The organism is Peptostreptococcus russellii (genome assembly GCF_003012055.1).
GTDB lineage: Bacteria > Bacillota > Clostridia > Peptostreptococcales > Peptostreptococcaceae > Peptostreptococcus > Peptostreptococcus russellii.
Genome location: NZ_JYGE01000002.1, coordinates 25,506 through 44,239 on the forward strand (window position 1 = coordinate 25,506; position 18,734 = coordinate 44,239).

An 18,734-nucleotide genomic window follows, 5' to 3' on the forward strand; every position below is an offset into this window, starting at 1 on the left:
ATGACTAAAAATGTATTATTAACTGGAATAGGTGGTCAGGGAACAATAACTGCGAGTAAACTATTGACAATTGGACTAATGAGCGCAGGTTATGACGTTAAGATGAGTGAAGTCCATGGAATGAGCCAGAGAGAAGGTCAGGTTCTTACTCATTTGAGATATGGAGATAAGGTTTATTCACCAGTTGTTCCACTAGGTGAAGCAGATATAATTATGGGATTTGAAGAATTAGAAGTTCTTAGAAATATAGATTACTTAAAGCCAGATGGTGTAGTGGTATTAAATACTGTTAGATTTAATCCAATAGGAGTTCTTAGTGGTAAGGATAAGTATCCAGACAATACTGTTGAACTTATAAAGGAAAAAGCAGGAACACTTCACGCTTTCAATGCGACTGCAGAGGCTGAAAAACTAGGAAATCAAAAGGTTATGAATATAATCTTACTAGGTACTATAATAAAGAGTATGAAGTTAGAAGATATCGACTGGGACAAGATAATAGAAGAAAATGTCAAGCCTAAATTTATTGATGTAAATAAGAAGGCTTTAAGAGTTGGTATGGGATTAGTATAATAATATAACTCCTTAAGTAATTAAATAATATGATGCTAGCTATATAGAGAGTTGTGTGTGCCAATCTTCAACTCTATAGGTACGGGCAATGATTTGTATAGCTAGCGAATTATTAAAATTATTTATAAACTAAAATATATTATCCAAAATAGTATATAATATATTTAGAGACTAGTTACTTATAATTTTTAACTAATCTGCTAAAATTTATAAAATGAATATACAAGAAGATTACTTGTATTGGGGGTATGGTATGTTAAGAAATTTTGATGAAGTAATAGAAAAAGTAAAAGCATTTCACGAGATGAAACGTTGTGGAGTCTGCATGGCAGATGAAGCAGCAATAGGTGGTGCTTTGGCAGGTGAAGAGTTAGAGCTTGCAAAGCCTATATTTGTAGGTCATGAAGATGAAATACGTAAGATTTTAAAAGAAAAAGGTGCCAATAAGGACTATGAGATAATAAATGTTGAGTCTGATTCAGAAGGTGCTGAGAAGGTAGTAGAACTAGTTAGAGAAGGCAAGATAGACTTTATATTGAAGGGTCATATAGAAACTGCAGTGCTTATGAAGGCTGTTGTTGATAAAGAAAAGGGCTTGAGAACAGATAGACTTATGAGTCATATGTCATTTGAGCAGGTTCCTACATATCACAAATTGATTACCATTACAGATGGTGGAATGTGTATGTACCCAGATGTTGAACAAAAGCAAAAAATCATAGAAAATGCAGTTGAAATATACCATAAGTTGGGATATGAATGCCCTAAGGTAGCTTGTTTATCTGCTATAGAAAAGGTCAATCCAAAGATGCCTTCAACAGTTGATGCAGGCGAGTTAAAGGCTAGAAATCAAAGAGGAGAAATCAAGGATTGTTTAGTTGAGGGTCCAATATCTTTTGACCTTGCATATTCAAAGAGAGCGAAAGAAATTAAGGAATATGACAGTGAAGTGGCAGGAGATCCAGATATATTATTAGCTCCAGATATTCAGGCAGGAAATATATTAGATAAGACATTTAATTTTGCTGCACAAGGTAAGATGGCTGGCTTTATAGTTGGAGCCAAGTGTTTGATTCTGCTTACATCAAGAAGTGCTTCAGCTGAAGAAAAATATTTATCAATAGCTATGGCAGCACTTGTCAACAAATAAAAAGTAATTTAGCCATGAAAATTCTTTGTTGAGAGATTTATTGAAATAAAAAAGAGATATTAAATAGAAACTGTTAAGATAAATAAAATTATAAACCTAATAAAGGCAGCTTTTAGATCCCCTAATTTTGTGGGGTCTGAGACTGCCTAATTTTGAAAGGTGGTATTTATGAAAATACTGATTATTAACCCAGGTTCAACCTCTACAAAGGTTGCTATATATGAAGATTTAGAAGAAAAAATTATAGAAAATATTACGATTGATGCAAGTGTATTAAAGCAATTTGATGACTTGTATGATCAGACAGATATGAGATATAAGCAAGTGATTAAATTTTTAGATGACAATAATATAAAACTTTCTGATTTGGATGTTATAGTATCAAGAGGTGGTATGCTTCCACCTCTACACACAGGTGCATATGTAGTTGATGATGAGTTGTGCGACATTATGAGGAATCATCCAGCTCAGATACATGCATCGAATTTGGGAGCCCTTGTAGCCAGAATGATATCCAAAGAAGCTGATATACCAGCATATATATACGATGCTGTATCAGTTGATGAGTTATCTGATCTAGCAAGATTATCTGGGGTAAAGGAATATCCTAGAAGAAGTTTCTCTCATGCTCTTAATACTAGAGCTGTTGCAATGAAATATTGTGAGGATAAGGGATTAGATTATTATAATTCGTCTATAATAGTAGCTCATCTAGGTGGAGGAATATCTATGAATTTCCAGAAAAATGGTCATCTAGTAGATATATCATCATCTGATGAAGGACCATTTTCTACAAATAGAGCAGGATTTTTACCGATATACAGCTGTATTACAATAGCTGATAAGGGTGGTGCCCAGGCCCTACAAAGATATGAGGATAGCACAGGTGGACTTATATCATACTTGAACACAAATGACGCTAGAGAGGTTGAGAAGATGATTGAAGAGGGCAACGAGGAAGCCCTTATGGTCTATAAAGCTATGGCTTATCAGATAGCAAAGACGATAGGTTCATTGGCTGTAGTTGATGATGGTAAAATAGATGGAATATTATTAACTGGTGGTATGGCATATTCAAAGATGCTTACTCAGTGGGTTATAGATAAGGTATCTTTTATAGCTCCAGTAACTCTTTATCCAGGTGAATTTGAGATGAAGGCTCTTGCATCTGGAGGATATAGAGTGATGAAGGGTGAAGAAAAGGCAGATTATTTAAGATTGTAATTAAAATACCCCCACACAGAAGTAATGTGTTGGGGTATTTTGTTAATCAAAGTATAAAACTATTAATAGAAAACTATATATAATACAGAGTTATAATTAAATATAATGTAGAAATATGTATATAATACAAACTATAATAAGAGTTGTGCGTACAATATAAAACTATATATTGTTTAAAACGAGAGGTCTAAAAGATTAAATGCTAGATTAAAATATATCTGAAATATAATTAGAGTAAATTATAGATAGAAAGCAATTCTTATTTTAATAAATTTATTATAAAAAGTAATCTATTGCTTGAAAAAAATATAAAAATTGGTTATTATAAGAATTGGTGAAAACGTTTTGGAAGGAGGAAGGGCAATTCCTCCCCAACTATGTAATAGATTGGGTATACTTGCCCTAATTAATATGCAATTTGGAGAATATAAAGGAACAGTAAATGATTACGAAACTTTTATGGTATTTTTAAATACTTTAGCTGTTATCATTTCAGAAATGTTTGGAAATAATTGTGAAGTGGTAATTTCAGATCTAGATAATCCTGAGAATTCCGTGCTTTCTATATATAACGGACATGTTACAGATAGAAAAGTAGGAGATCCTCTAAATACTAGATCTGGAGAGTTGATAGAAAGAAGTAAGGGCGGCTATAATATCAATTATAAGAAAGCAAATAAAAAAATAAGGAAAGAAATTAAATCTTCTACAATAGTAACAAGAGCTTTTGGAAGAAATATATCTTTTTGTATAAATTATGATTGTGATGATTTGACAGCGATCCAAAAGACATTAAAGAAATTTTTATCTATGGGGGATGAGGTATACGATGAGTACGATGCCTTTGATAATGGGGAATTGGTAGAGCATAAGTTTATGATAGAGCTTGAAAAGATGGATAAGCCTATAGTGAATATGAATAAAAAAGATAGAATAAGTCTTATTAAAAATTTAAAAGATTCTGGTGTATTTAAGATTCAAAAAAGTGTTCCCTATATAGCAGAACAGCTAGGATTATCCAGATATACTATATATAATTATTTAAATGAAATAGAAAATAGTGACTCTGAATAAAAAAGATTTTAAAAAATGTTTAAAAAGTTTTTTATTGGGCAAACATATAATACAAACATAATAAATTAAAATACTCAATCTCCCCAAATAAGAACCTTACCCCCTAAGGTTCTTATTTATTTTTGAGAAAAAGATTTAAAAAAACATTTTAAATCAGCTTTTTAGCTGATTTTTTTATTTATATAAATAAAAAAACTAAAGTAAAGATTATCTGAAAAAAGTATCTAAGAAATAGTGTCTAAGCTTCAAAACTAAAAAAACTTTATTAATAAATAAATTGAAAAAGACTTATAAAGGTTAGATAATCTAACTTTATTTTGTATTACAAAATAAAATAAGTTGTTGACATATAAAAAACAGTGGACTATAATATAAAAAGATACTTTGACAATCAAAATAATAAATTGAAGAGGTAAAAAAATGGAGATTGAATTTATAAAAGAATTGGCTTTAACAATGAAAGAAATAGATATAAACGAATTGGAATACAGCGAAAAAAACGGTGAAAGAATAAAACTTAAAAGAAATAATAGATTCAAGAGTGATTTTGAAGGTCAAAAAAATATAAGAGAGTATAATGATTTAGATAATTGTCAAAGTAGTTATGAAAAAAAGGATTATACAGATAATACTATAAAAAATATTGATAATCAAAATGATGTTGAATTGGAAAGAAATGAAAAAAATAAGCAGGAAGCTAGTGAAAAATTAGAAGAAGAAAAAAATACTAGTATAAAATCAAATATGATTGGAACTTTTTATAGTAGCTCATCACCCGGAGAAGAAAGCTTTGTAAAAGAAAATAGCAAGGTGAAAAAGGGAGATGTTATATGTATTATTGAATCTATGAAGTTGATGAATGAGATTAAGGCACCTTTTGACTGTGAAATTTCTAAATGCTTGATTCAGGACGAAGAAATAGTAGAATTTGGTCAGGATTTGTTTGAAGTGAGGGGATTTGATGACTAGAAAGATAAATAAAGTTCTAATAGCAAATAGAGGAGAAATAGCTGTAAGAATAATTAGAACTTTAAAAGATATGAATATTAAAAGTGTGGCTATATTTTCAGATGTTGATAGGGACTCTCTACATGCAAAAATGGCAGATGAATCAATATGTATTGGACCCAGAAGTGTAAATGATAGCTATCTAAACAAAATGCAGATAATAAATGCAGCGATTGTTACAGGCGCAGATGCTATACATCCTGGATTTGGCTTTCTATCAGAAAATCCAAGCTTTGCAAAAATGTGTGAGATCTATAATATAAAATTTATAGGACCAAGTAGTAAGGTTATGGAGTTGATGGGAAACAAAGATGCATCAAAACAAATTATGAAGTCAAAGTCTATACCTGTGGTTCCTGGATCAGATGGGGTGGTAGAAAGTATAGATATGGCAAAAAAATTGGCAAATGACATAGCTTATCCAGTAATAATCAAGGCAAAATCTGGTGGCGGTGGAAAGGGTATGAGAGTTGTAAATTGTGAAAGAGAGCTTGAGGGATCTTTTAAATCTGCTCAGAAGGAGGCTGAAAATGCTTTTGCTGATAGGGATGTCTATATAGAAAAATATATAGAATCTCCAAGACATATAGAAGTTCAAATTATGGCAGATGAATTTGGAAATGTAATACACCTAGGTGCTAGAGATTGTTCTATGCAGATGAACCATCAAAAAATAATTGAAGAAGCCCCTGCCAAATATGTTGATGAAGATACACTTAATAGTCTTTATGAAATGTCTATTAATGCTACGAAAGAGCTAGGATATACAAATGTAGGAACCATAGAATATCTAGTATCAAAGGATAATCAAATATATTTTATGGAGATGAATACTAGAATTCAGGTAGAGCATCCTGTAACAGAGATGATAACTGGGATTGATATTGTAAGGGAGCAAATAAATATAGCATCTCAAAAGAAATTATCTTATAAGCAGGAAGATATAGATATTAAGGGACATGCAATTGAATGCAGAATAAATGCTTATGATTCAGAAAATAACTTTTTACCAAGTGTTGGTAAGATAGAAGGAATTAACTTTCCAGGCGGATATGGTGTGAGAATAGATAGTGCAATCTATCAAGGTTATGAGGTGTTACCATTTTATGACTCTATGCTGGCAAAGATAATTACATTTGGAAAAGATAGAGATGAGGCAATAAGTATAATGTTGAGAGCTTTAAGTGAGTTGGCAATAGATGGTTTAAAGACAAATATAAAATTTAATAAAGATATTATTGGAGGCAATGATTTTATATCTGGAAATTTCTCTACATCATACTTAGAAGATAATTTTAAAAAAAGTATAGCCGAATAGAGATTATCTAGATCATAGGAGAAGTATAGATGATATTAGAACATTTTAAAAGAAAAAAATATAAAGCTGCAAACTCTATAAATATACAGGCTAATTTTGCTGTAAAATGTCCAGAGTGTGAGGGTATATTTTTTAAAAATGATATAGACAAAAAAAATAAGATATGTCCATCATGTGGAAAGTATCTAAAAATGAGTGCAAGAGAAAGAATTGAAAGTATAGTAGATAAAGATAGCTTTACAGAGTATTTCAAGGAAAGAAAGATAAGAGATCCACTAGAATTTCCAGAATATAAAGAAAAGCAAGCTAATTTAAGAAAAAAGCTTAAAGAAGATGAAGCTTTGATATGTGGAGTAGCAAAGATAGATGACATTAAAGTAGTGATAGCGGTGATGGATACTAGATTTATGATGGCAAGTATGGGATCTACTGTTGGAGAAAAGATTACTAAAAGCATAGAGTTATCTATTAAAAAGAAATATCCGCTTGTGATATTTACTGCATCAGGAGGAGCTAGAATGCAAGAGGGGATGTTTTCTTTGATGCAAATGGCAAAGACCTCACAGGCAATAGCAAAGCATAATCAAAAGGGACTTCTCTATATTACAGTATTAACTGATCCAACTACTGGAGGGGTGAGTGCAAGCTTTGCAAGTTTAGGAGATGTAATAATTGCAGAAAAAGGAGCTTTGATAGGATTTGCAGGGCCGAGAGTGATACAACAGGTGACAGCTAGTAAACTACCTGAAGGTTTTCAAAGAGCTGAATTTCTATTGGAGCATGGCTTGGTAGATATGGTGGTTCAAAGAGAGATGATGAGAGATACAATCTCCAATATATTGAAGATACACTCTAAGATAAAAAGGAGGGGCTAATACATTGGAAGCAATTGATATAGTTAGAAAGGCAAGAGATGTCAATAGGCTCAAGGCGATGGATTATATTGAGTATTTATGTGAACCATTTGTGGAGCTTCATGGTGATAGACTATTCTCAGATGATGAAGTGATAGTTGCTGGCATTGGTATGATTGAGGAATATTCTGTAATGATAATAGGTCATCAAAAAGATCGTAACTTTGGCATGGCTAAACCTGAAGGATATAGAAAGGTTCTTAGACTGATAGAATATGCACAGAAACATAAAATGCCTGTAATTACTCTAATAGATACGCCTGGTGCTGATTGTGGTATTGAAGCAGAACAAAGAGGACAGTCAAGTGCAATAGCAAATTGTATATGCAATTTCTCGCAACTAAAAATACCGACTCTATCAATAGTAATAGGAGAAGCTGGAAGCGGTGGAGCCCTTGCACTTGGAGTTACAGATGAGATATGGATGCTAGAAAATGGTGTGTATTCTATCTTATCACCTGAAGGATTTGCGAGTATTTTATGGAGAGATACTAATAGAAAAGATGAAGCAGCAAAACTTATGAGATTGACAAGTAAGGAACTTATGGAAGATGGTTTTGTAGATAAAATAATAAAAGAAGATGGTGGAGAATTATATCATCTTAAAAATGAAGTTTTAAAATTCCTCGAGAAAAACTATTTACTTTCTACGGATAAAATTCTAAAGAAAAGACATAATAAATATAGGAAAATACTCGGGGGATAGTATGAAAGAATTGAGTGCATGAAAACTATGGAAGAGACAAACAAAAAAATAATTAATAAAAATTCTATGGAAGATAGTAGTGATGATAGGTTTGAAAAGAACAATAAATCTCTAAACTCTGTGGAGGAGTTGGACTATGATGATACAAGAAAGATTATAAATGATATCATAGTAGATTTATTTAAAAATATACTGATGATTGAAGAAACATCATTGAAATCAAGAGGGATAAAAGATTTATCTCTTACAGAAGTACATGCAATAGAGGCAGTTGGAAATAATGGTGGAAAGAGAATGTCAAAGCTTGCTAGTGATCTAGGTATATCATTGGGAACTTTGACTAGCACTATGGATAAGTTAGAAAAGAAGAATTATGCCCAAAGAATAAGAAGTGAAAAAGATAAAAGGGTAGTAATTGCAAGGCTTACTAATAAGGGTGAGCTGGTATATAAAATTCATAGAAATTTTCATGATGAGATGATTGAAAATTTGATGATAGATTTAAAATTAAAAGAAGATAAGGATTTGATACATATATTAAAAAATATAAATAAATTCTTACTAAAAGAATATGGAGGTAACAATGTCTATTAGCATAATTTCGACAGGAAGTTACGCCACAGATGAAATTCTTGATAATGAATCACTTTCAAAAATGGTAGATACAAACAATGAATGGATATTGGAAAGAACAGGGATAAAGACAAGACATATAGCAAATGATATGACAACAGAAGAGCTTGCTAAAAAGGCTTGTGAGAAGGCTATAGAAAAATTGGATATAAATAAAGAAGATATTAGTCTTTTAATATTTGCGACAATATCATCTGATACAAAAGTTCCTTCTTCATCTTATACATTGGCAGGTGGTCTTGGCATAGAAAAAGCGGTTTGCTTTGATGTAAACGCAGCATGTAGTGGATTTGTATACTCAATGACGATAGCAAAATCAATGATGAGGGATATGAATTGCAAATATGCACTAGTTATAGGTTCAGAAAGACTATCAAAGTATGTTGACTGGACAGATAGATCAACTTGTATATTATTTGGAGATGGGGCAGGCTGTGTACTATTAGAAAACAGTGAATATCAAGCTAACTTGGATGAAGAAGATAGCTTGTATAAAGAAGAAAATTTAAAAGTCAATGAATATCAAAACTCGGAAGTAAAAGCTTTAGATCTTCCAGTAAAACTTGAAATAAAAGATAGTATTTTAGCAGGAAAATATGATGAGAAAAAATATCTGACAGTGGACTCTAAGAATAAACTTACAGATGAGAGTTCGCCTTTTATAGAGATGAATGGTAGGCAGATATACAAGTTTGCTACGGATGTTGGTGTAAAAGTTATAGATAGACTTTTGAAAAGAAACAATATAAGTAGTGAAGACATAGTAATGGTGGTAGCACATCAAGCAAATAAAAGAATAATACAAACTCTTGCAGAAAAGAGCAGTTTGAAAATTGAAAAATGGTTTATCAATTTGGATAAATATGGAAACACATCATCGGCTAGTGTAGCACTTGCACTGGATGAAGCTTTAGAGAAGACAGATTTTGAAGAATATAAAGGAAAGTATCTTTTATCTCTAGCATTTGGTGGGGGCTTAAGCTATGGTGGAATCCTATTTAATATAAAATAATAAAATGAAGGTAAAAAAGGAGAATTAAAAATGTTATCAAAGGTTAAAGAAATATTAGCAGAACAGTTAGATGTAGAATTAGATTCAATAAAGGATGATAGTGATATACAAGAAGATTTAGAGGCAGATTCACTAGATGTAATGGATATAATGACAGAAATAGAGGAAGAGTTTGATATAGAAGTAGAAGATGAAGACATTGAAACACTTAGAACTCCTAAGAAAATAGCTGACTATATATCTAATAAGGCATAGTAATTTAAGCTTTAAAGGTAATAAAGTCAAATCAATATCATAAAACTGTGTATTGAAAATCATGTTATAGAAGGATAAGATTATGAAAAAAAACAATATTTGTGATTTATTAGGAATAGAATATCCTATCTTTCAGGGAGGTATGGCTTGGATTGCGGATGCTAATTTGGCATCTGCAGTATCCAATGCAGGAGGCCTTGGAATTATAGCGGCTGGTAATGCTCCAAAGGAATGGGTTGTAGAAGAGATTAGAAAAACAAAAAATATGACAGACAAGCCATTTGCTTTGAATATAATGTTACTAAGTCCATTTATAGAGGATATTATAGATGCAGTAATAGAAGAAGATATAAAAATAGTAGTGACTGGAGCAGGTAATCCAGGTAAGTATTTTAAGAAGTTAAATGAGTATGGTGTAAAAATAATACCTGTTGTACCATCAGTAGCACAGGCCATAAGGATGCAAAGAAATGAAGGTGTAGTAGCTGTAATAGCTGAGGGTGCAGAGGCTGGAGGTCATATAGGTGTTACAAATACTATGTCTTTAATACCTCAAATTGTCGATAGTATAGATCTTCCTGTAATTGCAGCTGGAGGAATAGCTGACGGAAGAGGTATGAGTGCGGCATTTTGTTTAGGTGCATCAGGAGTACAGCTAGGGACTAGATTTTTATTGGCAAAAGAGTGTAAGGTTTCTGATGGATATAAAGAAAAGGTAATAAAAGCCAAGGATACATCAAGCACAGTGACTGGTCAATCTACAGGACATCCAGTAAGAGTACTTAAAAATAAGTTTGCTAAAAACTTTAAAAAGTTAGAAGAGGCAAATGCAAGTATTGAAGAGTTGGAAAAGTTTGGATCAGGAAGTTTGAGATCGGCAGTAGTAGACGGTGATGTTGAAAATGGTTCTGTTATGGCAGGTCAAGTAGCAGGGCTTGTGAATAAAGAAGAAAGTTGTAAAGAAATAATTGATGATTTGATGCAAGGATATGAAAGGACGGTAAGGTCTATATATGAGTAAGAAAATAGCGATACTATTTCCTGGTCAGGGATCCCAGTATGAGGGTATGGGAAAGGATATACTAGAGAGTAAATCCTGTGAAGATATATATAATATATTTGAAAAAATAGTAGATAAAGAGACTTTTGAAATAGTAAAAGAGGCTTCACTTGAAAGTTTATCAAGAACTAGATATGCTCAGCTAGCTATTTTTTTGAACAGTATGTGCTTATACTCTATAATAAAAGAAGAGATACTTGATAAAGACAATATTCAAGTTGAATCAATGGCAGGGCTTAGCCTTGGAGAGTACAGTGCCTTGTGTGCATCATCTATAATTGATTTAGAGTCAGCTATAGAATTGGTATATAATAGAGGTATTATTATGGAGAAGGGAGCAGCAAACAAAGGATCTATGATGGCTATTTTAAAGTCTGATATGGATACGGTTAGTTCTTTGGTTGAAGAAGCAAGAAAAGAGCAAGTGCTGTCTATATGTAATCTAAACTCACCTTCTCAAATAGTGGTAGGTGGAGAGTACTCAGCCTTGGATAGACTTGAAAAACTATGCAAAGAAAATAAAATAAAAAGGACAGTAAGACTAGATGTAGAAGGTCCTTTTCACACTGAGATTTTGAGGGAATCATCAAATGAGTTTGAAGATTATCTAAAAAGAGTTACTTTTAAAAATAGTAATCTAGATGTATTTTCAAATCTAGATGCAAAAGTATATACAAAAGACAGTGATATAGTAGCTAAGCTCAAGGAACAAATGTGTTCAACAGTTTTATTTGAAGAATGTATTTTAAATATGATATCTCAGGGATGTGATACATTTATAGAGATTGGACCTGGAAAAACATTGACAGGATTTGTAAAAAAAATAGATAAAACAGTAGAAGTATTAAATATAGAAAAATTATCTGATATGGATAAAATAAAAAGATATGAGGTGTAAAGTATGAGTGTTGACAATAGACTTGCCTTTGTAACAGGAGGATCAAGAGGGATAGGAAGAGCAATAGTAGAAAAACTAGCAAATGATGGATACATAGTAGGTTTTAGCTATGTAAGTTCTGATGAAAAGGCAAATTCTATAGTTAAAGAGTTAGAAAGCAAGGGAATGAAGGCATTTTGCGTAAAGTTTGATGTAAAGAATTTTTGCGAAACAGAACACGCTATCTCAGAAATACAAGATAGATATGGAAGTATTGACGTATTAGTTAATAATGCTGGTATTACAAGAGATAAAATGTTTGTGAGAATGAAAGAAACTGATTTTGATGATGTTATTGATACAAACTTAAAAGGCGTATTTAACTGTACTAAGCAAGTAGCTAGAAAAATGACTAAGCAAAAATATGGAAGAATAATAAATCTTTCTTCACTAGCTGGAGTTGTAGGAAATGTAGGTCAAGCGAACTATTCTGCATCTAAGGCTGGTGTAATAGGAATTACAAGAACTTTAGCAGCAGAATTGGGTTCTTATGGAGTTACGGTAAATGCAATCGCACCAGGATTTATAAAAACAGATATGACAGATGCTGTTCCAGATAATATCAAAGAAAATATAGTGAATATGATTCCTTTAAAAGAAATTGGATGCCCAGAGGATGTTGCAAATCTTGTATCTTTTCTTGCAGGTGATTCGGGAAGATATATTACTGGCCAAGTAATCAGTGTAGATGGAGGTCTCTCAGCTATATAGAGGAGGAAAATTATGAAAAAGAGAGTTGTAATTACTGGAGCAGGTGTAATTAGCCCAGTTGGAAATAATGTATTAGATTTCATATCAAATATAAAGGGATGTGTAAATGGGGTTGGAGAAATAAGTGCATTTGATAATTCTCTGTATAAAACCAAGCTAGCAGCTGAGGTAAAAAACTTTAATCCTAAAGATTTTAATATAGAGGGAAGTAGAAAAAAAGATAGATTTTTACAATTTGCAATTGCAGCGGCCAAGGAAGCCTGTAAAAATAGTGCTTATGTCATTAATGAAGAAAATGAATTTAAAACAGGAGTGGTTGTTGGAAGTGGTATAGGTGGAATAATAAGTATAGAAGAAGAGCATAAAAAGTATTTGAATAAGGGACCTAAGAGAGTTTCATCTCATTTTATACCAAAATCAATCATAAATATGGCGGCTGGTCATGTGTCTATAGAGCTTGGGACAAGGGGTGTTTGTATATCTGATGTATCGGCCTGTGCAACAGGAACAGATTGCATAGGACACGCTTATAGACTGATAAAGGATGGATATCAAGATGCAGTATTTGCCGGTGGTTGTGAAGCATCAATATGTGAGCTTGCAATATCTGGATTTGAATCTATGACAGCTCTTTCATTTTCAGATGATATTAACAGAGCCTCAATACCTTTTGACAAGGAGAGAAATGGATTTGTTATGGGAGAGGGTTCTGCAATACTTCTCTTGGAATCACTAGATTCAGCACTTAAAAGAGATGCAAATATCATATGCGAAATAGTAGGTTATGGTCAGACAAGTGATGCCTACCATATAACAGCACCAAATCCAGATTGTAAGGGTGTAGTTAAGTCTATGCAGGACTCAATAAATGAGGCTGAGATAGATATAAGTGAAATAGATTATATAAATGCACATGGAACAAGCACAGCTTTAAATGATGAAGTGGAAACAAATGCAATCAAAAAATTATTTGAAGAACACAGCAAAAACCTAGCTGTTTCATCAACAAAGAGTATGACAGGACATATGTTGGGAGCTGCTGGATCTGCAGAAGCGTTAATATGTGCATATGCTCTAAGAGACGGTTTTATTCCATCTACTATCAACTACAAGCACAAGGATGAAAACTGCGATTTAGATTATGTAGTAGAAGGAACTAGATATGAAAAAATAGAATATGCCATGAGCAATTCATTAGGATTTGGTGGACATAATTCAACTATAGTTTTAAAAAAATATAATAAATAAAAATTTATATATTTAGGAAGGGAAAAATATGTTAAATATAGAAGAAATTAAGGAAATAATACCTCACAGATATCCCTTTTTACTAATAGATAAGATATGTGATATGGAGATAGGAAAAAGTGCCCATTCAATAAAATGTGTAACAGCAAATGAACCCTTCTTTCAGGGACATTTTCCAGAGCATAATGTAATGCCAGGTGTACTTTTGGTAGAGGCAATAGCTCAAACGGGGGCTGTATCAATACTATCTATGGAAGAAAATAAAGGTAAAATAGCATTTTTTTCGTCTATTAAAAATGCAAAATTTAGAAGAGAAGTTAGGCCAGGAGACAAGTTGGATATTTTTGTTGAAATATCTAAAATGAGAAGAAACTTTGGCGTAGGATTGGGAAAAGTTCTATGTGATGGAGAGATTTGTGTAGAGGCAGAGGTATCATTTTTTATAGAACAATAATAAATCATTATATAAGCCCTTGCATCGATGCAAGGGCTTATATAATGATTTTAAATAATCTATAAATTTTAAATATAACTTAAAATATACTCAATAGTATATTTTTATAATTATCTTCTGTTTTTTGCAACAAATGATGCTCCAAGATATTTTTTGATTTCATCTACTGGAGAAAAATCATCTATTAAAAATTCTTTTCCTGTATCTTCAAATATGACCAATACCTCGCAATCACCTTGTAAAAATGCTTTTTTGACAGTTTCTTCTCGAACTTCTCTAACCTTGATGATATCTTTTTTTTCTTTCTCAAAATCTCTTGTATAATAGCTACCCATCATAGTTATTATTTTTGTATAACGATTCATAGATCCTCCTTTTAAAACTAAACTTTATGTGATTATATTTCAGAAAATACTGAAATATATGCAATACAATCCAATATCTTTGCTACTATATAATACCAAGAAAATTGATTATAGTAAATAATAAATTATTATAAATAAAAAAATCGTAAAATTAAATAGTATAATCGTGAAATCTATATTTATTTTGTTATTTATAGGCAAACTATGGTAAAATAAAGGTGGTGATGTAACTATGAAGAGATTGAAAAAGGTTAGTGACGATGTAACTATTAAAAGGTTAAAAAATACAATTGGTGGTATAATTATGATGAAGTTAAAAAATATTAAAGGCAATACTTTCTGGATTAGGGGAGGTACCAATACAGGAGTGTATATTTTCGAGGATAGATCTGCTCTATTAATAGACACGGGTCTAGGCGGAGAAAGACAAGAAAGAATGATCGAAATATTAGATGATAACAATATCACAGTTAAGTATATTATCAGTACTCATGAGCATGAAGATCACAGTGGTGGAAATCATCAAATAAAAGAAAGATACAAGGACGTGAAGATATTTTCTTCATATAAGTCTAAATTATATATTGAGAATCCTGATATATATATGGATTTCTTAACTGGGGGGAGAAGAACCCAGATACTAGAAAAAGAACTGAGTAAGTATATACTTCATCCAAATAAAATAGATGAAGTAATTTATCCAGGGCAGACTTTAAAGCTCAATGGACACGACTTTGAGATTGTAGATTGTTCAGGTCATACGGAAGGCTGTATAGCTGTAATCACAGATGATAAGGTTGCTTTCTTTGCAGATTTAATGATTTCAAAGAATTCTTTAGAGAAGTTTGAGTTTTTATTTATGAGTGACTATTCAAGTCAGATAAAGTCTTTGGACAGAGTAAGAATACTAGATTTTGAACTGGGAATATTAGGACACTCTAGTAAGATTTATTCAAAAAAAGAGATGATGGAAGTAGCAGATTATAACTATGAAGCTTTGATGGGCTTAGTTGAATTTGTACTCAATTTTCTAGAAGAACCAAGAACATTTGATGAGCTTATTAAAGAGTTTTTGGATAGAAGGAAGTTGACTTGTAATTATATAGCATATCTTGAATATAGAAATTCTCTAAATGCTACTATTTCATATTTACTTGATACTGATGTTATTGATTACAGACTTGACAACAATATACTGAAATATGTTATCAATAAAGATGTTTTAAAGGGAAAAGATGGTCTACTTTACTGCGATGTGTAGGGATATGTTTAAATTTTAAAATTATAATCTATAAGCCTATTTATCAAAGTATTAATGTTATAATATAAAAAATAAAACAGAAACTGTTTTTATAAAGTTTCAAAAATATACTAAATAATGCAAAATATTTACTACTTTAAAAGCAATTATTTAATAAAATCAAAGAAATTGAAAGTGGGTGAGACTATGGATTATAGGAGTTGGACAAGAATAATCGCTCCATATTCAAATGCCGTTGAAGAATTAAAGATTAAATTTAAAAATATTAGAAAAGACTATCTTGAGCAAGGACAATACTCTCCAATAGAGTTTGTAACGGGGCGCACGAAGAAGATATCTTCCATTATGGCCAAAATGAAGAAGTTGAACACTACAAATATTGAAGAGGATATAGAAGATATCGCAGGCATTAGAATAATGTGTCAGTTTGTAGAAGACATATATGCTATAGTTGAAATTATTAAGAAAAGAGCGGATATGAGAATAATAAATGAAAAAGATTATATAAATAACGTTAAAAAAAGCGGTTATAGAAGCTATCATTTAATAATTATGTATCCTATAGAGACTATAGATGGTCCAAAAGAATTGCAGTGTGAGGTTCAGATAAGGACTTTGGCAATGAATTTTTGGGCAACAATAGAACACTCTTTGAAGTATAAGTATGACCATTATATTCCTGATGAGTTGGCAAAAAGATTAAAACGTGCTGCAGATGCGGCATTTAGACTTGATCAGGAAATGGGAGAGATAAGAGAAGATATAATAAAGGCTCAGGAGTTATTTACTGAAAAAGAATATGCAACAACAGATGTATATGCAAGAGTAGATAAACTAAAAGAGCTAGGAGACAGTGAAAATTATTTTTATTACAAACATCAAATGGATAAAATGTCTCAGACAAATGATATAGCAGGCCTTATTGATTTGAAGGCAGAGATTGATCATGTGTTAAAAGATGTTAAAATGAGTAGAATACTTGATGATAATGAAATAAGGTAAGAAGATAAAAATAATATGGAGGAAAAATATGAAGATTTTTGCAATAGGAGATTTGCATCTTTCTACTGCAGTAAATAAACCAATGAATGTATTTGGTATGAATTGGGATGACCATGAAGAAAAGATTTTTGCTGATTGGAAAAAAAGAGTATCAGAAGATGATATAGTATTTATTGTGGGCGATATATCTTGGGCGAGCAAGGTAAAAGAGGCAAAAGCAGATTTGGATATAATAGCATCTATGCCTGGAAATAAATATATGATACGTGGAAATCACGACTACTGGTGGAGTACAGCATCTGCTTTAAATAAAATATTTAAAGAAGAAGACAAGATGAATTTTATGAATGTAAACTATCAAGTAGTGGGAGATTATGCGGTATGTGGTACTAGAGGCTGGATATGTCCAAATGATATGAGATTTGAAGAAAAAGATGAAGTAATATATAAAAGAGAAGCGAATAGATTGAAGATATCTCTAGAAGAAGCAGATAAAGCTGGATATGAGAAAAAAATAGTATTATTACACTATCCGCCTAGTAATGAAAGTATGGAAAAAACTTTATTTTTAGATGTGATTAATGAATATAGACCAGAACATGTAATATATGGTCACTTACATGGAGAAGAAAGCTTTGGACTAGGTATAAAAGGCGAAATTGATGGAATAAATTATCACCTAGTATCATGTGATTATTTAGATTTTAAGTTGAAAGAAATAAAATAGTATATAATAAACATTTCTAGACTTGTAATAGACTGTAAAGTATATTACAATCATTAATAATGTAAAGGTTTAAATACCTTTAATGAATAACTAATATTGATGATGAGGTGATATTTTGAGTAAAAAGAGTAGAAATATTTGTATAGATATAGATGGTACTATGATAGACCCATATTTTTTTATACCCTATCTAAATGAATTAACAGGTGAAAATGTAAAGGAAGAAGAATATACTTCTATAGATTGGAATGATACTTATGGACCACAGTATCAAAATATATATGAGAATTTTGATGTGGAGTACTCACACATATATAAAGAAGCAAATATACTGGATGGAGCAAAAGAAGTAGTTGATAAGTTATTAGAAAATGGCAATCAGGTATATTTTGTAACAGCTAGAAGTAAAGACATAGATGAAATAACAAAGTCTTGGATAGAAAAGCAAGGTCTTGATTCTTCTAGAGTGTATTCTTTAAGTGGTAATTCTGGAAAAGTAAAGATGGCTGAAAAGCTTCAGTGTGATTATTTTATAGAAGATGATCCAAACAATGTTAAGAATCTTTTAAAGGCAGGATACAAAGTGCTTTTGATGGATACTAACTACAATAAAGAAGTATTGCCAGAATTAGAAAATGAACTAGAAAAAGAAAAAAATATTAAAAAAGAAGATAAAACCAAGATGAAAACTTATAATCTTGAATCAAAATTAGATTATAAAAAGTATACAAAAGAATTTATGAGTGTGCTTGAAAATAATCTTATAAGAGTTAATAGTTGGTGTGAAATAAAAAAAATACTTGAAATTGTTATATAAAATTTCAACATGATATAAAATAGCCCTAGATAAAAAGATAGAAGGAAATATAGGAATAGATTTTTCATCATACTATGATAAAACAAGGTATGAATTTTCTTTTGAGGGTAAGATAAGTTAATAGGAAAACAGCTGTTAATTTTAGCAGCTGTTTTTTTATTTGGAAATTATAGTTTGTAGTATTTTCTATTTGGAAAAAATAAAATGCTAGTTCCTGATTCAAAATCAAAATAAAATAATTGATTTCTTAAAATAGAGTTTCTTTTGTTTGAAATTACAGCTATA

The 18,734-nt window shown here is 31.2% G+C and carries 21 protein-coding genes; 20 read left to right on the top strand and 1 reads right to left on the bottom strand.

What is annotated here, in order from left to right; translation table 11 throughout:
* The 16 genes from UF10_RS01060 to fabZ all read left to right on the top strand — a co-directional run bounded on the left by UF10_RS01060 (position 1) and on the right by fabZ (position 14,277).
* A complete protein-coding gene (locus tag UF10_RS01060) occupies positions 1 to 573 on the top strand; it encodes an indolepyruvate oxidoreductase subunit beta (RefSeq protein ID WP_106776004.1) in 573 nt (190 codons plus the stop codon).
* A gap of 253 nt (positions 574 to 826) precedes the next feature.
* On the top strand, positions 827 to 1,723 hold the full coding sequence (locus UF10_RS01065) for a bifunctional enoyl-CoA hydratase/phosphate acetyltransferase (RefSeq protein WP_106776005.1): 897 nt from the start codon (positions 827 to 829) through the stop codon (positions 1,721 to 1,723).
* Between the two features lie 168 nt (positions 1,724 to 1,891).
* Positions 1,892 to 2,947, top strand: coding sequence for a butyrate kinase (gene buk / locus UF10_RS01070; RefSeq protein WP_106776006.1), 1,056 nt, complete (start codon positions 1,892 to 1,894; stop codon positions 2,945 to 2,947).
* A gap of 345 nt (positions 2,948 to 3,292) precedes the next feature.
* Positions 3,293 to 4,021: a helix-turn-helix transcriptional regulator gene (locus tag UF10_RS01075; protein ID WP_242969002.1), complete on the top strand. Its 729-nt coding sequence runs from the start codon at positions 3,293 to 3,295 to the stop codon at positions 4,019 to 4,021.
* A 420-nt stretch (positions 4,022 to 4,441) separates the two neighbouring features.
* Positions 4,442 to 4,990 carry an acetyl-CoA carboxylase biotin carboxyl carrier protein gene (locus UF10_RS01080; protein WP_106776007.1) on the top strand — a complete coding sequence of 183 codons (549 nt, stop codon included), beginning with the start codon at positions 4,442 to 4,444 and terminating at the stop codon, positions 4,988 to 4,990.
* Positions 4,983 to 6,347, top strand: coding sequence for an acetyl-CoA carboxylase biotin carboxylase subunit (gene accC / locus UF10_RS01085; protein ID WP_106776008.1), 1,365 nt, complete (start codon positions 4,983 to 4,985; stop codon positions 6,345 to 6,347). The genes UF10_RS01080 and accC overlap by 8 nt, the downstream gene beginning before the upstream one ends.
* A gap of 29 nt (positions 6,348 to 6,376) precedes the next feature.
* Positions 6,377 to 7,222: an acetyl-CoA carboxylase, carboxyltransferase subunit beta gene (gene accD, locus UF10_RS01090; RefSeq protein ID WP_106776009.1), complete on the top strand. Its 846-nt coding sequence runs from the start codon at positions 6,377 to 6,379 to the stop codon at positions 7,220 to 7,222.
* A 4-nt stretch (positions 7,223 to 7,226) separates the two neighbouring features.
* Positions 7,227 to 7,967, top strand: coding sequence for an acetyl-CoA carboxylase carboxyltransferase subunit alpha (locus UF10_RS01095; protein ID WP_330403878.1), 741 nt, complete (start codon positions 7,227 to 7,229; stop codon positions 7,965 to 7,967).
* Positions 7,968 to 7,985: 18 nt separating this feature from the next.
* Positions 7,986 to 8,561 (top strand): MarR family winged helix-turn-helix transcriptional regulator, encoded by a 576-nt coding sequence (locus UF10_RS01100; RefSeq protein ID WP_106776010.1) that lies wholly within the window; start codon positions 7,986 to 7,988, stop codon positions 8,559 to 8,561.
* Positions 8,551 to 9,612 carry a beta-ketoacyl-ACP synthase III gene (locus tag UF10_RS01105; RefSeq protein WP_106776011.1) on the top strand — a complete coding sequence of 354 codons (1,062 nt, stop codon included), beginning with the start codon at positions 8,551 to 8,553 and terminating at the stop codon, positions 9,610 to 9,612. The genes UF10_RS01100 and UF10_RS01105 overlap by 11 nt, the downstream gene beginning before the upstream one ends.
* 30 nt (positions 9,613 to 9,642) lie before the next feature.
* Positions 9,643 to 9,867: an acyl carrier protein gene (locus tag UF10_RS01110; RefSeq protein ID WP_106776012.1), complete on the top strand. Its 225-nt coding sequence runs from the start codon at positions 9,643 to 9,645 to the stop codon at positions 9,865 to 9,867.
* 82 nt (positions 9,868 to 9,949) lie between these two features.
* Positions 9,950 to 10,888 carry an enoyl-[acyl-carrier-protein] reductase FabK gene (fabK, locus tag UF10_RS01115; protein ID WP_106776013.1) on the top strand — a complete coding sequence of 313 codons (939 nt, stop codon included), beginning with the start codon at positions 9,950 to 9,952 and terminating at the stop codon, positions 10,886 to 10,888.
* Positions 10,881 to 11,825 (top strand): ACP S-malonyltransferase, encoded by a 945-nt coding sequence (gene fabD, locus UF10_RS01120; protein WP_106776014.1) that lies wholly within the window; start codon positions 10,881 to 10,883, stop codon positions 11,823 to 11,825. The genes fabK and fabD overlap by 8 nt, the downstream gene beginning before the upstream one ends.
* A 3-nt stretch (positions 11,826 to 11,828) precedes the next feature.
* Positions 11,829 to 12,575, top strand: coding sequence for a 3-oxoacyl-[acyl-carrier-protein] reductase (gene fabG / locus UF10_RS01125; RefSeq protein ID WP_106776015.1), 747 nt, complete (start codon positions 11,829 to 11,831; stop codon positions 12,573 to 12,575).
* 12 nt (positions 12,576 to 12,587) lie between these two features.
* Entirely contained in the window at positions 12,588 to 13,823 is a 1,236-nt protein-coding gene (gene fabF, locus UF10_RS01130) for a beta-ketoacyl-ACP synthase II (protein ID WP_106776016.1), read from the top strand.
* Between the two features lie 28 nt (positions 13,824 to 13,851).
* Positions 13,852 to 14,277 (top strand): 3-hydroxyacyl-ACP dehydratase FabZ, encoded by a 426-nt coding sequence (fabZ, locus tag UF10_RS01135; RefSeq protein ID WP_106776017.1) that lies wholly within the window; start codon positions 13,852 to 13,854, stop codon positions 14,275 to 14,277.
* A gap of 110 nt (positions 14,278 to 14,387) precedes the next feature.
* On the opposite strand, the gene UF10_RS01140 is transcribed toward fabZ, so the two are convergent.
* Positions 14,388 to 14,642 (bottom strand): hypothetical protein, encoded by a 255-nt coding sequence (locus UF10_RS01140; RefSeq protein ID WP_106776018.1) that lies wholly within the window; start codon positions 14,640 to 14,642, stop codon positions 14,388 to 14,390.
* A gap of 232 nt (positions 14,643 to 14,874) precedes the next feature.
* Here UF10_RS01140 and UF10_RS01145 point away from each other — a divergent pair, with 232 nt between their 5' ends.
* The 4 genes from UF10_RS01145 to UF10_RS01160 all read left to right on the top strand — a co-directional run bounded on the left by UF10_RS01145 (position 14,875) and on the right by UF10_RS01160 (position 18,449).
* Positions 14,875 to 15,903, top strand: a complete 1,029-nt coding sequence (locus UF10_RS01145; RefSeq protein ID WP_242969003.1) for an MBL fold metallo-hydrolase — start codon at positions 14,875 to 14,877, stop codon at positions 15,901 to 15,903.
* Between the two features lie 186 nt (positions 15,904 to 16,089).
* Positions 16,090 to 16,905 (top strand): GTP pyrophosphokinase, encoded by an 816-nt coding sequence (locus UF10_RS01150; protein ID WP_106776019.1) that lies wholly within the window; start codon positions 16,090 to 16,092, stop codon positions 16,903 to 16,905.
* A 28-nt stretch (positions 16,906 to 16,933) separates the two neighbouring features.
* Entirely contained in the window at positions 16,934 to 17,632 is a 699-nt protein-coding gene (locus tag UF10_RS01155; protein WP_106776020.1) for a metallophosphoesterase, read from the top strand.
* A 115-nt stretch (positions 17,633 to 17,747) separates the two neighbouring features.
* Entirely contained in the window at positions 17,748 to 18,449 is a 702-nt protein-coding gene (locus UF10_RS01160; protein ID WP_242969004.1) for a 5' nucleotidase, NT5C type, read from the top strand.
* Positions 18,450 to 18,734: the final 285 nt, after the last annotated feature.